Below are 13,631 nucleotides of genomic sequence, written 5' to 3'. Positions count from 1 at the left end.
TACAGCAGGACTGGAGTCGAGTCGCTCACATCGTTCGGTAACACTATAAGGCTATTACTTATAGCGATCGAAAAGCAGCTCGGGAGTCCATGCGTCAGGATTCGCGGCACGATTCAACCTGTACCGCTCCGGTCCAGGAAAATCATGGGGTTTCAGTCCACGGGGCCGATTCTGAATGATGAAGACGAATGACGGGATGATCCTGCAGACGATTCGTGATTCAGGCCCAGCGTTGCATGACCCAAAAATAAGCCAGCACGGGTCATTAGCGCCTCACAAAGGTGCGACGCGACTGAGACACCTACACAACAAAGAGCAAACTGGAGGTTTTTGAATGAAGATGTTGAAATCCACCCTGGCTGTCGTCACCGCCCTGGCCGCATTTGGTGTAACCGGGGCTGCCAACGCCGGTGCCACCCTTGACGCTATTCAGAAGAAAGGTTTTGTTCAGTGCGGCGTCAGCGATGGCCTGCCAGGGTTCTCCGTTCCGGACTCCACCGGCAAGATCACTGGTATTGACGCTGATGTCTGCCGCGCCGTTGCAGCCGCTGTGTTCGGCGACGCCACCAAGGTCAAGTTCAGCCAGTTGAACGCCAAGGAGCGCTTCACCGCATTGCAATCCGGCGAGATCGATATCCTTTCGCGTAACACCACCTGGACCAGTTCCCGTGATGCGGGCATGGGCCTGGTGTTCACCGGCGTTACCTACTACGACGGTATCGGCTTCCTGGTAAACAACAAGCTGGGCGTGAAAAGCGCCAAGGAACTGGACGGTGCAACCATCTGCATCCAGGCCGGTACCACCACCGAGCTGAACGTCTCCGACTACTTCCGTTCGAACGGCCTGAAATACACCCCGATCACCTTCGACACCTCTGACGAAAGCGCCAAGTCGCTGGAAGGCGGCCGTTGCGACGTGTTGACTTCCGACCAGTCGCAGCTCTACGCACAGCGCAGCAAGCTGGCCAAGCCGGACGATTACATTGTTCTGCCTGAAGTGATCTCCAAGGAGCCTCTGGGCCCTGTCGTGCGTAAAGGCGACGAAGACTGGTTCTCGATCGTTCGATGGACCCTGTTCGCCATGCTCAACGCCGAGGAAGCCAAAATCACTTCCAAGAACGTTGAAGCTGAAGCCAAGTCGACCAAGAACCCTGACGTAGCCCGTATGCTGGGCGCCGACGGTACTTACGGCAAGGACCTCAAGCTGCCGAAAGACTGGGTCGTGCAGATCGTCAAGCAGGTCGGTAACTACGGCGAAGTGTTTGAACGCAACCTGGGCGAAGGCACCCCGCTGAAAATCAAGCGCGGCCAGAACGCTCTGTGGAATGCTGGCGGCATTCAGTACGCTCCACCTATTCGTTGATTGACCCGGCGCCCGGCAGGCTTCCCAGCCTGTCGGGCGTTGTTCTGTTGGATTTTTCCTGGGGCATTTCATGGAAAAGCAAATCGTCGCACCCAAGCAAAAGCTCTCTCTGAGCGATCCGAAAGTGCGCGCGTGGTTATTTCAGATCATCACTGTCGTGGCGGTGATCGCGTTGGGCTGGTTCATCTTCGACAATACCCAGACCAACCTGCAACACCGTGGTATTACCTCGGGTTTCGGCTTTCTTGAGAACAGTGCCGGTTTCGGTATTGCTCAACACCTGATCGACTACAGCGAAGCGGACAGTTATGCCCGCGTATTCGTCATCGGCCTGCTGAATACCTTGCTGGTGTCGGTTATCGGTATTGTCCTGGCGACCTTGCTGGGCTTTGTCATTGGTGTCGCTCGCCTGTCTCCGAACTGGATGATCAGCAAGCTGGCAACCGTTTATGTCGAAGTCTTCCGCAACATTCCGCCACTGCTGCAGATCCTCTTCTGGTACACCGCCGTATTCCTCACGCTGCCTGGTCCGCGTCAGGCGCATGGTTATCTGGACATGTTCTTCGTCAGCAGCCGCGGGCTGAATATGCCCAGAGCGTTGCCAGCCGAAGGTGCATGGGCGTTTCTGATCAGCATCGTGGTTGCCGTGATAGCGATCGTGATGATGGTGCGCTGGGCCAACAAGCGCTTCGAAGCCACTGGCCAGCCGTTTCACAAGTTCTGGGTCGGTCTGGCGTTGTTGCTGGTGATCCCGGGCCTGAGCATGCTGGTCTTCGGCAGCCCGGTGCATTGGGAACTGCCGCAACTGAAGGGCTTCAACTTCACCGGTGGCTGGGTGCTGATCCCGGAACTGATCTCCCTGACCCTGGCACTGACCATCTACACGGCGGCGTTCATCGCTGAAATCGTGCGTTCCGGCATCAAGTCGGTCAGTCACGGTCAGACCGAAGCTGCCCGCTCGCTGGGGCTGCGCCCCGGGCCAACGCTGCGCAAGGTCATCATTCCGCAGGCGCTGCGAGTGATCATTCCACCGTTGACCAGTCAGTTCCTGAACCTGGCGAAGAACTCTTCGCTGGCAGCAGCCATCGGTTATCCGGAAATGGTTTCACTGTTCGCCGGTACGGTGCTCAACCAGACCGGACAGGCCATTGAAGTCATTGCCATCACCATGAGTGTGTACCTGGCGATCAGTATCAGCATTTCCCTGCTGATGAACTGGTACAACAAGCGCATTGCGCTGATCGAGCGGTGAGGAAACGCGCATGACGACTCATACTTTCAAACCTGATATGCCACCACCGGGCAAAGTGTTCGGCCCGATGGCGTGGCTGCGGCAGAACCTGTTCTCCAGCTGGATCAACACCCTGCTGACCCTGTTCTCGCTCTACCTGATCTATCTGGTCGTTCCGCCGATCATCAGTTGGGCTCTACTGGACGCCAACTGGGTCGGCACGACCAAGGAAGACTGCACCAAGGCGGGCGCCTGCTGGGTGTTCATCGAGCAGCGCTTCGGCCAGTTCATGTACGGCTACTTCCCCAATGAGCTGCGCTGGCGGGTCGACCTGACCGCCGTCCTGGCGATTGTCGGTGCTGCGCCGCTGTTCATCTCGAAGTTTCAGCGCAAGGCTGTCTACGGTATTGCCTTTCTGGTGATTTACCCGATTGTTGCCTTCTACCTGCTGCACGGCGGTGCTTTTGGTCTGACCAACGTACCGACCAGCCAGTGGGGCGGCCTGATGCTGACCCTGGTGATTGCCACCGTGGGTATCGTCGGTGCCTTGCCGCTGGGTATTTTGCTGGCGCTCGGCCGTCGCTCCAACATGCCGGCTGTGCGTGTGGTATGCGTAACGTTTATCGAGTTCTGGCGCGGCGTGCCGCTGATCACTGTGCTGTTCATGTCGTCGGTGATGCTGCCGCTGTTCATGCCCGAAGGGATGAACTTCGACAAACTGCTGCGGGCGTTGATCGGCGTGATTCTGTTCCAGTCGGCGTACATCGCCGAAGTGGTACGCGGCGGCATGCAGGCCATCCCCAAGGGCCAGTATGAAGCCGCCTCGGCCATGGGCCTGGGTTACTGGCGCAGCATGGGTCTGGTGATTTTGCCGCAGGCGTTGAAGATGGTCATTCCCGGCATCGTCAACACCTTCATTGCCTTGTTCAAAGACACCAGTCTGGTGATCATTATCGGCCTGTTCGACCTGCTCAACAGCGTCAAGCAAGCTACCGCCGACCCGGCATGGCTGGGTATGGCCACTGAAGGCTATGTCTTCGCGGCCCTGGTGTTCTGGATCTTCTGTTTCGGTATGTCCCGCTATTCCATGCATTTGGAACGTAAGCTGGACACAGGCCACAAGCGTTAGGAGTTTTGTGATGAGTGAAGTTATCAATAAGCCTCTGGGCGCTGAAGGCATGATCCGCATGGAGGGCGTCCACAAGTGGTACGGCCAGTTCCATGTACTCAAGGACATCAACCTGAACGTGCGTCAGGGCGAACGTATCGTGCTGTGCGGCCCATCGGGTTCGGGCAAATCGACCACCATTCGTTGCCTCAACCGTCTGGAAGAGCACCAGCAGGGCCGTATCATCGTCGACGGTACCGAGCTGACTTCCGACTTGAAGCAGATCGAGACCATCCGCCGTGAAGTCGGCATGGTGTTTCAGCATTTCAACCTGTTCCCGCACCTGACCATCCTGCAGAACTGCACGCTGGCACCGATGTGGGTACGCAACATGCCGAAAAAGAAAGCCGAAGAAATCGCCATGCATTATCTGGAGCGTGTGCGTATTCCGGAGCAGGCCCACAAGTTCCCGGGTCAGCTTTCCGGTGGTCAGCAGCAGCGTGTGGCGATTGCCCGTGCCTTGTGCATGAAGCCGAAAATCATGCTGTTCGATGAACCGACTTCGGCTCTTGACCCGGAAATGGTCAAGGAAGTGCTCGACACCATGGTTGGCCTGGCTGAAGAAGGCATGACCATGTTGTGCGTGACTCACGAGATGGGCTTTGCCCGTACCGTGGCGAACCGGGTTATCTTCATGGACAAAGGCGAAATCGTCGAACAGGCCGCGCCTAACGACTTCTTCGACAACCCGCAAAGCGATCGTACCAAGCTGTTCCTCAGTCAGATCATTCACTGAGTCAGTAGCTGCCAAACGGAAAACCGGGCCATGTGCCCGGTTTTTTTTGCCTGCATTTGCCATGCATCTTGTATGCAATTCTGGCTGAACCTTGTATTCGCGATGATTCTCCAACAGGATACCGCCCCCCTGAAAAGGGTCGACATACCTGATTACCGAGAAACCGATGACTGCCAAGGCTCAATCCAGCCCCCAACCGATTACCGATCAAGCCCATCCTGTTCTAAAGCGCCCCTGGCTGTTGCTGCTGGGTCTGGTGCTGGTCGCCCTCAACCTGCGCCCCGCGTTATCCAGCGTTGCGCCGTTGCTTAACGAGGTGTCCGCAAGCCTTGGGATGTCGGCTGCCGAAGCTGGTCTGCTGACCACCTTGCCGGTGTTGTGTCTGGGCCTGTTCGCGCCATTGGCACCGATTCTTGCCCGGCGTTTTGGCAGTGAACGGGTGGTTTTGGTGGTGCTCCTGACACTGGCGTCGGGTCTGGCAGTACGCAGCCTGTTCGGCGAAGTCGGCCTGTTTACCGGCAGCCTGCTGGCGGGCGCGAGCATTGGGGTCATCGGCGTATTGTTGCCCGGTATCGTCAAGCGCGATTTCCCGCACAAGGCCGGGGCAATGACCGGTGTCTACACCATGGCGCTGTGCCTGGGCGCTGCGATTGCAGCCGGTTCGACGGTGCCGCTGAGCCAGTACGTCGGCGACAGCTGGCAAATAGGTCTGGGTTTCTGGCTGATTCCGGCGTTGATTGCGGCGCTGTTCTGGTTTCCACAAGCACGTGAAATGCATGGCTCACATCGCGATGTCTATCGAGTTCGCGGTCTGTTGCGTGACCCGCTGGCGTGGCAGGTCACGCTGTACATGGGCCTGCAATCGTCGCTGTCGTACATTGTCTTCGGCTGGCTGCCCTCGATTCTCATCGGTCGCGGCCTGACGCCGACCCAGGCCGGTCTGCTGCTGTCCGGCTCGATCATCGCGCAAGTCATCAGCGCCCTGGCGGTGCCCTATCTGGCCACACGCGGCAAGGATCAGCGTCTGGCGATCATGCTGGTCATGTCGCTCACACTGACCGGGCTGTTCGGCTGCCTGTACGCTCCGCTCGGCGGGCTGTGGGGCTGGGCGATCCTGCTGGGGATCGGGCAGGGCGGCACGTTCAGCCTGGCGCTGGCCTTGATCGTCCTGCGCTCGCGCGACTCACATGTCGCCGCCAATCTGTCGAGCATGGCGCAAGGCTTTGGCTACACCATCGCCTCGACCGGCCCGTTTGCCGTGGGCGTGGTGCATGACATGACCGGCAGCTGGAGCGCGATTGGCTGGATCTTCGCGGTACTCGGGCTGGGCGCCATCATCGCGGGCATGGGTGCCGGTCGGGCGCTGCAGGTGCAGGTCAGTAGCGAGAAGGTTTGATTTTCGATGATTGTTGATCGTTCGGACCGGGCTTGAGCTGCTTCAGGTCTGAGCCAGATTGGCCAGGGCCCATTGTTCGGCACTGGTGACGCTCAGCCCTGATTTCGCGTTGTAGGTACGGGCGACGTCCCATGCCACGCCTCGGCCCATGGCAAAGACCGCCCGGTATTTGCGCAGATTGTCATCCGGCATTTCCGTCAGATCGGCCTGCAGCTGCGCAACACTCCATACGTGCCGCTCGATGTCGCGCCCCGTGACACGCTCCACAAGATCGGCCAGCCCGGCGTACGTCAATGTGTCGCCAGAGGTGTACACCACCTGATTCACAATGCGCGGCTCGTGCATCACGATGGCAGCAGTCAGCCTGCCAATGTCCTCTGCGGTCGTGACTGTCACGGCCGTATCGAGGCTGCCCAGCGCATTGATCCGACCGCCTTGCAGATCGACGACACCGAACGCGGGTTCGAACAGGAAGCTTGTAAACATACCGGTCGAAACGATTACCCATTCGGTTTGCTGCTGGGCGCGCAGCTTTTCTCGCACATCGAGTTGCTCATCGAACAGATCCTGAGGGCTGCCCCAGCCGATAAGGTCGTAGTCAACGCCGAACTGCCAGGGCAGGTAGCGTTTTATGCCGGCCTTGAGCGCCGCATCGGTCAGTTTGCGCTGAGTGCCCCGGCCAGCGGCAAAACCCGCACAACTGATTACCGTGTCGTAGCGCTTCATGACAGTGGCTAGTTCGTCCACGGTGGCGTCGGCCAGATCGGCGGTTTCGATGGCAATGTTCAGCGCGCGGATTTCTTCGATTTCCACACGTTTGGCGGGCGCTTGAGTGCTCAAGCTGCTCTGGCGTAGCAGCACGGCAATGCTCAAGTCATATGCTCCGGCCTTCTCGACAAGCCCTCGCAGCACGGCGAGCCCAAGCTCTCCTGCGCCTATTACCAGAATGCGTTGTTTGACGTTTGCGTTATCGGCTTGCATGGTGACCCCTTTGGACAGTCTTTCAATTCAGGCGGGAGAGATGCTGGCATGCCTGTCGACATACAAAAAGTAGGCACATCGGTGATACCGGGCGGGCTGGACGCGCAGGAAGTGGTCAGACGCTCCGAAGCGGCCTGTGCTGCGCTCAGCGATGATGAGGATGGTCTCAAGCGCGATATTCTCGGCCACGCCGGAAACCGCTGGTCATTGGGCGTGGTACATGCCCTCGGCGTCAGCAGCCCTTTGCGCCATGCCCAATTGCGCCGAAAGCTGCACGGCGTCACCCAGCGCATGCTCACTCATACTTTGCGCCAGCTTGAACAGGACGGGTTGATCACCCGCCATGACTACTGCGAGAAGCCGCTCAGGGTGGAATATTCGTTGACCGACCTGGGCATGGGGCTGCTGGTACAAATGATTCCGCTGTGGACTTGGGTGATTGAAAATTCAGAGGCGTTCAGTGCAGCGCGAAATCGTTATCCGGACAGGTAAAAGTGATGGCTGATGCGCCATCAACCCTCGCCATTTTCAGCGGCGCCGCTTATCGTGCACGGATAATTCGCTAGGGGATGTGCACGCATGAACTACGAGGAACAAAGTCAGGCCAACAGCGCACTGATCACCCGCTTTTATGAGGCGTTTGCGCAGCTGGATGCCGAGGCGATGAGTGCCTGTTATACCGATGACGTGCTGTTTAGTGACCCGGCATTTGGTGAATTGCGCGGGCCTCAGGTAGGCGACATGTGGCGCATGCTGACTTCCCGGGCGAAAAATTTCTCGGTGGTCTTCGATCAGGTGCGTGCCGATGATCGGGCGGGCACTGCGCATTGGGTGGCGACCTATCTGTTCAGTCAGACCGGGCGCACGGTGGTCAACGATATTGAGGCCCGATTCGTGTTCCGCGATGGCAAGATCTGCGAGCATCGCGATAATTTCGATATGTGGCGCTGGTCGCGTCAGGCCTTGGGTTTGAAGGGCCTGTTGCTTGGCTGGACGCCTTTGGTACGCAATGCCGTCAGGGCTCAGGCGCTCAAGGGTCTGAAGACCTTTTCAGAGAATCGCCGTGCCTGAGGTTGCCAGCACCGCGAGTGCGCCGACTTCCGAACAGGCAGTCGGCAAACCCTGGTTTGTCTATCTGGTGCGCGCTGCCAACGGCTCGCTGTACTGTGGCATCAGTGATGATCCGCAGCGCCGATTCGCTATGCACCAGAGCGGCAAGGGCGCGCGCTTTTTCTCTTCGAGCCCGGCAATGGCCCTGGTCTACGTCGAACAGTGGCCCAGCAAGGGTGAGGCGTTGCGTCAGGAGCGGCTGATCAAGAAACTCAGAAAAAGCGCCAAAGAGGCACTGGCAGCCAGTTACGCCTGATCCCCGATCCATGAGCGTGATGTCGTGCCATCAGCTTGAGTCTGTGGGCGGGCAGGGTGCTGCGGGTTAAGCTGTGTGCTTCCCGAGTGCGCAGAGGCTGAACATGTCCGAGTTGATTCTTCACCATTACCCCACGTCACTGTTTGCCGAAAAAGCCCGCCTGATGCTGGGTTTCAAAGGCCTCACATGGCGCTCGGTGACGATCCCGTCGATCATGCCCAAGCCCGACCTGACCGCGCTGACAGGCGGTTATCGCAGGACGCCGGTGTTGCAGGCTGGCGCAGATATCTACTGCGACACGGCACTGATGGCGCGCCGCCTTGAGCAGGAAAAGGCTTCGCCAGCGTTTTATCCGCAAGGTCAGGAGTTTTCGGTTGCCGGTCTGGCCGCCTGGGCTGATTCGGTGCTGTTCCTGCATGCCGTGAGCCTGGTGTTTCAGCCCGAATCGATGGCTGTAAGGTTTGCCAAGGTGCCGCCAGACGCTGCCAAGGCGTTCATTGCCGACCGATCCACGCTGTTCAACGGTGGCACGGCTTCACGCCCGCCTGTCGAGCAGGTCAAGCATCAATGGCCCACGCTGATGTCGCGTCTGGAGTTGCAGCTGTCGCACGGTGGTGATTTTCTGTTTGGCGTACCTTCGATTGCCGATTTTTCGGTTGCTCATACGCTGTGGTTTCTCAAGCAGACGCCAGTGACTGCGCACTTTGTCGATGATTATCCGGGTGTCAGTGCCTGGCTTGATCGCGTTCTGGGGTTTGGGCACGGCACGTTCAGCGACCTGAGTTCGGCTGATGCCATTGAAATCGCCAGAAACGCAACGCCTGCGCCCCTGCCCGACGAAGTCTTTGTTGATCCGAATGGCTTCAAGGCGGGCGACCAGGTCGCTGTCTCGGCAGTCGACTATGGCGTTGAGGCGGTTGAGGGTGAATTGATCTTTACCGGGCGCGAAGAGTTGATCCTGCGCCGCGAAGATAAACGCGCTGGCGTCGTGCATGTGCACTTCCCGAGAATGGGATTTCGGGTCGAGAAGCGCTGAAGTTTACGAAGCTCTGCGTCGCACGCCGTTCTGGACGCTCTGCGTCCTCTCTTGAGTGTGCAGTGCGGCAAAGGTCTGTGACGCGGAGCTTTGGCACGTTATTCCAGGCTATTTCAATGCTGCCAGTATCTGATCCGGGTCGAATCCCCGGATCAAGGTGCCGTTGACGTCGATCAGCGGTATGCCTCTGCCACCCAGTGCTTCGTAGGCCTTGCGGCCTTCTTCGGACTTCTCGATGTCGAACTCCTGATACGCAATCCCTTTGCTGTCGAGAAAGCGCCGCGTCTGTTTGCAGTAGCCACACCAGTCAGTGGCGTACATCACCACTTTCGCCTGGCTGTAGCTCTGCGCAACGCTCGCTGGCGGCGGGTTGACGAAATTCTCGATCTTGCCCCAGTTCTGATAAACCACCACAACCAGCATGATCAGCGCGAACTTCTTGAGGGTGCGTATCAGCATGTCGGTTACCGTCGCTTCAACTGATCGGTCAGTTGGGTCGGCAGCCCCTTGATGATCAGGGTGCCTGCAGTTTCGTCGTACTCGATCTTGTCACCCAGCAGGTGAGCCTCGAAGCTGATCGACAGTCCTTCGGCGCGTCCCGTGAAGCGGCGGAACTGGTTGAGGGTGCGCTTATCCGCCGGTATTTCCGGGGACAGGCCGTAATCCTTGTTGCGGATGTGATCATAAAACGCGCGCGGACGCTCTTCGTCGATCAGTTCGGACAGTTCTTCCAGGCCCATCGGCTCGCCCATCTTGCTCTGGCTGCTGGCGTAATCGACCAGGGTCTTGGTCTTCTCGCGGGCTGACTCCTCCGGCAGGTCTTCACTTTCAACAAAGTCACTGAAGGCCTTGAGCAGGGTGCGGGTTTCGCCGGGCCCATCAACGCCTTCCTGGCAACCGATGAAGTCGCGGAAGTACTCGGAAACCTTCTTGCCGTTCTTGCCCTTGATGAACGAAATGTATTGCTTGGACTGTTTGTTGTTCTGCCATTCCGACAGGTTGATCCGCGCAGCAAGGTGCAACTGGCCCAGGTCCAGGTGGCGCGAAGGGGTGACGTCCAGCTCGGCATTCACTGCCACGCCTTCGCTGTGGTGCAGCAGGGCGATGGCCAGGTAGTCGGTCATGCCCTGCTGATAATGGGCAAACAACACATGGCCACCGACGGAAAGATTGGATTCTTCCATCAGCTTCTGCAGATGCTCGACCGCTGTGCGCGAGAACGCGGTGAAGTCGTTGCCACCGTCCAGATACTCTTTCAGCCAGCCGCTGAACGGGTGTGCGCCGGATTCTGGATGGAACAGGCCCCATGCCTTGCCTTGTTTGGCGTTGTAGCTCTCGTTGAGGTCGGCCAGCATGTTCTCGATGGCCTGGGACTCAGCGAGTTCGGAGTCGCGTGCATGGAGAACAGCGGGCGTACCGTCGGGTTTTTTATCGATCAGGTGGACGATGCAATGACGGATCGGCATGGGCTTCTCGGCTGAAAAAGGTGAAGAGCGTGCAGCTCGTTGCAAGACGGCAAGTGTAACGCACGCGTGCGCCACTTGGCCCCGGACAGGCTGGTTTTCGCCAGCAGGGCGTGTTTGCTGGATGTTTTTTGTGCAATTGGCATTAAAACCTGACCAAAAGGATAGGTAGAGGCGGATATTTGTCCGGCTCTGTGCTAGTTTTGCGCGGTCTTGCGCACTTAGCGCGTCAAGCATGCAGTTAGCGCACACGTAGGTCGAACCATTGCCCGGTTTCAGTATCTACACTTTCGCGATTAATCGTGGCTGCTAGCGGGTGGCCAGGTTCATTGCCTGGCCACGGGCCGACGTTGCGCTCTGCAATCCAAATGAATTTGATAGGGAAGGAACACCACCATGGCTCTTACTAAAGACCAATTGATCGCCGATATCGCTGAAGCTATCGACGCGCCAAAAACCACCGCGCGTAATGCTCTTGAGCAATTGGGCCAAATTGTTGCCGACCAATTGGAAAACGGCGTGGAAATCACTTTGCCAGGTATCGGCAAACTGAAAGTTGCAGAGCGTCCGGCTCGCACTGGCCGCAACCCTTCGACTGGCGCTGCCATCGAAATCGCTGCCAAGAAAGTTATCAAGTTCGTACCAGCCAAAGTGCTGACCGACTCGATCAACAAGTAAGCAACCGCTTGCTGTGAAAAAGCCGTGCACCGGTTAACCGGGCACGGCTTTTTTGTGGCCGTCTGATCACAGATCTGTGCCGCACGGCACACTCAAGAGAGGACGCAGAGCGTCCAGAACGGCATGCCGACGCAGAGCGTCGCACGATAGTCGAGTTTACGGCCTGCCGACGCGGCGTCGTACGGTAGTTGAGATTATCGTTCCTCACGCTCCAGCGTGGGAATGCCTTGCGTGACGCTCCGCGTCACAGATCTGTGCCGCACTGCATACTCAAGAGAGGACGCAGAGCGTCCAGAACGGCATGCGACGCGGAGCGTCGCACGATGATCGAGATTAAGGCCTGCCGACGCGGAGCGTCGCACGATAGTCGAGGCTAAGGCATGTCGGCGGAGCGTCGTACGGTAGTTGAGGTTATCGTTCCTCACGCTCCAGTGAACTGCCCCCAAGAAGTTGGACACCAATCCGACCTCACGGGGGTGTTCAAATGGGTAAGTATTCAGAGCAGTTCAAGCTCACTGTCGTCAAAGCGTATCTTGAAGACAACATGGGCTTTCGTATGGTAGCCCGCCAGTTCTCGATCGATTTCAGCCTGCTTCGACGCTGGGTCGCTAACTACAAGAGTCATGGTCACACCGGCCATCGCAAGCCTGGTCTTCGATACAGCGAAGCTTTCAAGCGCTCAGTGCTTGAGCACAGGCGTGAACACAAGCTATCGCTCCGTCAGGCCGCTGCGCATTTTGGTATCGGGGATCCCGGCCAAATAGTCATTTGGGAAAAGCGGCATTACAGTAGCGGTACAGCCCCGTATGTTCCTGCCAGAAGAAAGCCTGTCGCCATGCCAAAGAAGCCTTATCCCGCCAAACCAGTAACCGCCGACGATACGCAGAAGACGCGCGACCAGTTGATGAGCGAGCTTGAATATCTGCGCATGGAGAACGCTTACCTAAAAAAGTTGGAAGAGCTGAAGGAGCAGAAACGACGGCAACCGAAAAAGCCCTGAGCATCAAGCAACTGAGGGGCCGGTTCCCGCTTTGCGCTCTGCTGAGGCTGGCGGGCTTGGCACGCAGCACGTTTTACTATCAGGTTCAGGTGCAATCCAGACCCGATCCCTATGCTGCTTTGAAACAGTTAGTCGAAAGCATTTACCACGAGGAGAAAGGCCTTTATGGCGCTCGGCGTATCACGGCGGTCATTCGCACTGCAGGTATTTTGGTCAACAAGAAGGTTGTAGAACGACTGATGGCAGAACTGGGCCTGCGATCAGTGGTGCGCCCCAAAAAATACCGCTCCTATAAGGGCGTAATCGGAACCATTGCGCCGAATTTGCTGGAGCGCAATTTCAGCGCGCAACGCCCGAACCAGAAGTGGGTGACCGATGTGACTGAGTTCAAGGTAGGCAATCGAAAGCTGTATCTCTCACCCGTGATGGACTTGTACAACGGTGAAATCGTGGCGTATGAAGTGTCGACAAGGCCGAGCTTTGAGCTGGTCACCAGCATGCTGGACAAGGCGCTTCAGCAGTTGCAGGACGAGCCGAAGCTTGTGATGCACTCGGACCAGGGCTGGCAGTATCAACACGCGCAGTATCGCCATAAGCTATCGGTACGAGGCGTCAAACAAAGCATGTCCCGTAAGGGCAACTGCCTGGACAATGCGGCAATGGAAAGCTTTTTCGGTACACTGAAATCCGAGTTTTTCTACCTGAAACAGTTTGAAAGCATCGATGAGTTGAAAGCAGGTCTGGATGAGTACATCCACTACTACAACCATGACCGCATCAAGCTGAAGCTCAACGGCCAAAGCCCCGTAAAATACAGGGCTCAGGCGGCAAGCTAAAACCGTCCAACTTTTGGGGGGCAGTTCACCAGCGTGGGAATGCCTTGCGTGACGCTCCGCGTCACAGATCTGTGCCGCACTGCATACTCAAGAGAGGACGCAGAGCGTCCAGAACGGCATGCGACGCGGAGCGTCGCACGATGATCGAGATTAAGGCCTGCCGACGCGGAGCGTCGCACGATAGTCGAGTTTACGGCCTGCCGACGCGGCGTCGTACGGTAGTTGAGATTATCGTTCCTCACGCACCAGCGTGGGAATGCCTTGCGTGACGCTCCGCGTCACAGATCTGTGCCGCACTGCATACTCAAGAGAGGACGCAGAGCGTCCAGAACGGCATGCGACGCGGAGCGTCGCACGATAGTCGAGATTACGGCATG

The 13,631-nt window shown here is 57.8% G+C and carries 14 protein-coding genes; 11 read left to right on the top strand and 3 right to left on the bottom strand.

Features of this window, described 5'->3' with window-relative positions; translation table 11 throughout:
• The first annotated feature begins 334 nt into the window (after positions 1-334).
• The 5 genes from AC4ANE_RS22325 to AC4ANE_RS22305 all read left to right on the top strand — a co-directional run bounded on the left by AC4ANE_RS22325 (position 335) and on the right by AC4ANE_RS22305 (position 5,894).
• Entirely contained in the window at positions 335-1,363 is a 1,029-nt protein-coding gene (locus tag AC4ANE_RS22325) for an amino acid ABC transporter substrate-binding protein (RefSeq protein ID WP_002552268.1), read from the top strand.
• Between the two features lie 70 nt (positions 1,364-1,433).
• Complete coding sequence (locus AC4ANE_RS22320; protein ID WP_002552269.1) at positions 1,434-2,615, top strand: amino acid ABC transporter permease; 1,182 nt, start codon at positions 1,434-1,436, stop codon at positions 2,613-2,615.
• A 10-nt stretch (positions 2,616-2,625) separates the two neighbouring features.
• Positions 2,626-3,723, top strand: a complete 1,098-nt coding sequence (locus AC4ANE_RS22315; protein ID WP_002552270.1) for an amino acid ABC transporter permease — start codon at positions 2,626-2,628, stop codon at positions 3,721-3,723.
• 10 nt (positions 3,724-3,733) lie between these two features.
• Complete coding sequence (locus AC4ANE_RS22310; RefSeq protein WP_003365366.1) at positions 3,734-4,498, top strand: amino acid ABC transporter ATP-binding protein; 765 nt, start codon at positions 3,734-3,736, stop codon at positions 4,496-4,498.
• Positions 4,499-4,664: 166 nt separating this feature from the next.
• Positions 4,665-5,894, top strand: a complete 1,230-nt coding sequence (locus tag AC4ANE_RS22305; RefSeq protein ID WP_002552271.1) for a CynX/NimT family MFS transporter — start codon at positions 4,665-4,667, stop codon at positions 5,892-5,894.
• Positions 5,895-5,936: 42 nt separating this feature from the next.
• Here AC4ANE_RS22305 and AC4ANE_RS22300 read toward each other — a convergent pair whose 3' ends face one another.
• Entirely contained in the window at positions 5,937-6,875 is a 939-nt protein-coding gene (locus AC4ANE_RS22300; RefSeq protein WP_002552272.1) for an aromatic alcohol reductase, read from the bottom strand.
• Between the two features lie 48 nt (positions 6,876-6,923).
• Between AC4ANE_RS22300 and AC4ANE_RS22295 the strand changes: the two genes are divergently transcribed.
• The 4 genes from AC4ANE_RS22295 to AC4ANE_RS22280 all read left to right on the top strand — a co-directional run bounded on the left by AC4ANE_RS22295 (position 6,924) and on the right by AC4ANE_RS22280 (position 9,277).
• Positions 6,924-7,367, top strand: coding sequence for a winged helix-turn-helix transcriptional regulator (locus tag AC4ANE_RS22295; RefSeq protein WP_005732705.1), 444 nt, complete (start codon positions 6,924-6,926; stop codon positions 7,365-7,367).
• Between the two features lie 87 nt (positions 7,368-7,454).
• Positions 7,455-7,946 carry a nuclear transport factor 2 family protein gene (locus AC4ANE_RS22290; protein WP_002552274.1) on the top strand — a complete coding sequence of 164 codons (492 nt, stop codon included), beginning with the start codon at positions 7,455-7,457 and terminating at the stop codon, positions 7,944-7,946.
• Positions 7,939-8,241, top strand: coding sequence for a GIY-YIG nuclease family protein (locus AC4ANE_RS22285; protein WP_002552275.1), 303 nt, complete (start codon positions 7,939-7,941; stop codon positions 8,239-8,241). Before AC4ANE_RS22290 ends, AC4ANE_RS22285 begins: the two co-directional genes overlap by 8 nt.
• Before the next feature lie 103 nt (positions 8,242-8,344).
• Positions 8,345-9,277 (top strand): glutathione S-transferase family protein, encoded by a 933-nt coding sequence (locus AC4ANE_RS22280; RefSeq protein WP_460408527.1) that lies wholly within the window; start codon positions 8,345-8,347, stop codon positions 9,275-9,277.
• A gap of 108 nt (positions 9,278-9,385) precedes the next feature.
• On the opposite strand, the gene AC4ANE_RS22275 is transcribed toward AC4ANE_RS22280, so the two are convergent.
• Positions 9,386-9,736, bottom strand: a complete 351-nt coding sequence (locus AC4ANE_RS22275; protein WP_002552277.1) for a glutaredoxin family protein — start codon at positions 9,734-9,736, stop codon at positions 9,386-9,388.
• Between the two features lie 5 nt (positions 9,737-9,741).
• A complete protein-coding gene (gene yejK, locus AC4ANE_RS22270) occupies positions 9,742-10,743 on the bottom strand; it encodes a nucleoid-associated protein YejK (RefSeq protein WP_002552278.1) in 1,002 nt (333 codons plus the stop codon).
• Between the two features lie 393 nt (positions 10,744-11,136).
• Between yejK and AC4ANE_RS22265 the strand changes: the two genes are divergently transcribed.
• Together AC4ANE_RS22265 and AC4ANE_RS22260 are read left to right on the top strand one after the other, a co-directional pair.
• A complete protein-coding gene (locus AC4ANE_RS22265) occupies positions 11,137-11,418 on the top strand; it encodes an HU family DNA-binding protein (protein ID WP_002552279.1) in 282 nt (93 codons plus the stop codon).
• Between the two features lie 484 nt (positions 11,419-11,902).
• Positions 11,903-13,254 (top strand): IS3 family transposase gene (locus AC4ANE_RS22260; RefSeq protein WP_095077641.1). Its coding sequence is split into 2 segments (ribosomal slippage): positions 11,903-12,362 and positions 12,362-13,254, totalling 1,353 coding nucleotides; the frame shifts between segments, so codons are not numbered across the junction.
• Positions 13,255-13,631 lie beyond the last annotated feature (377 nt).

The sequence above is a fragment of the Pseudomonas sp. Pme6b genome, from assembly GCF_058129925.1.
This window is presented reverse-complemented; position numbering and strand designations above follow the sequence as displayed.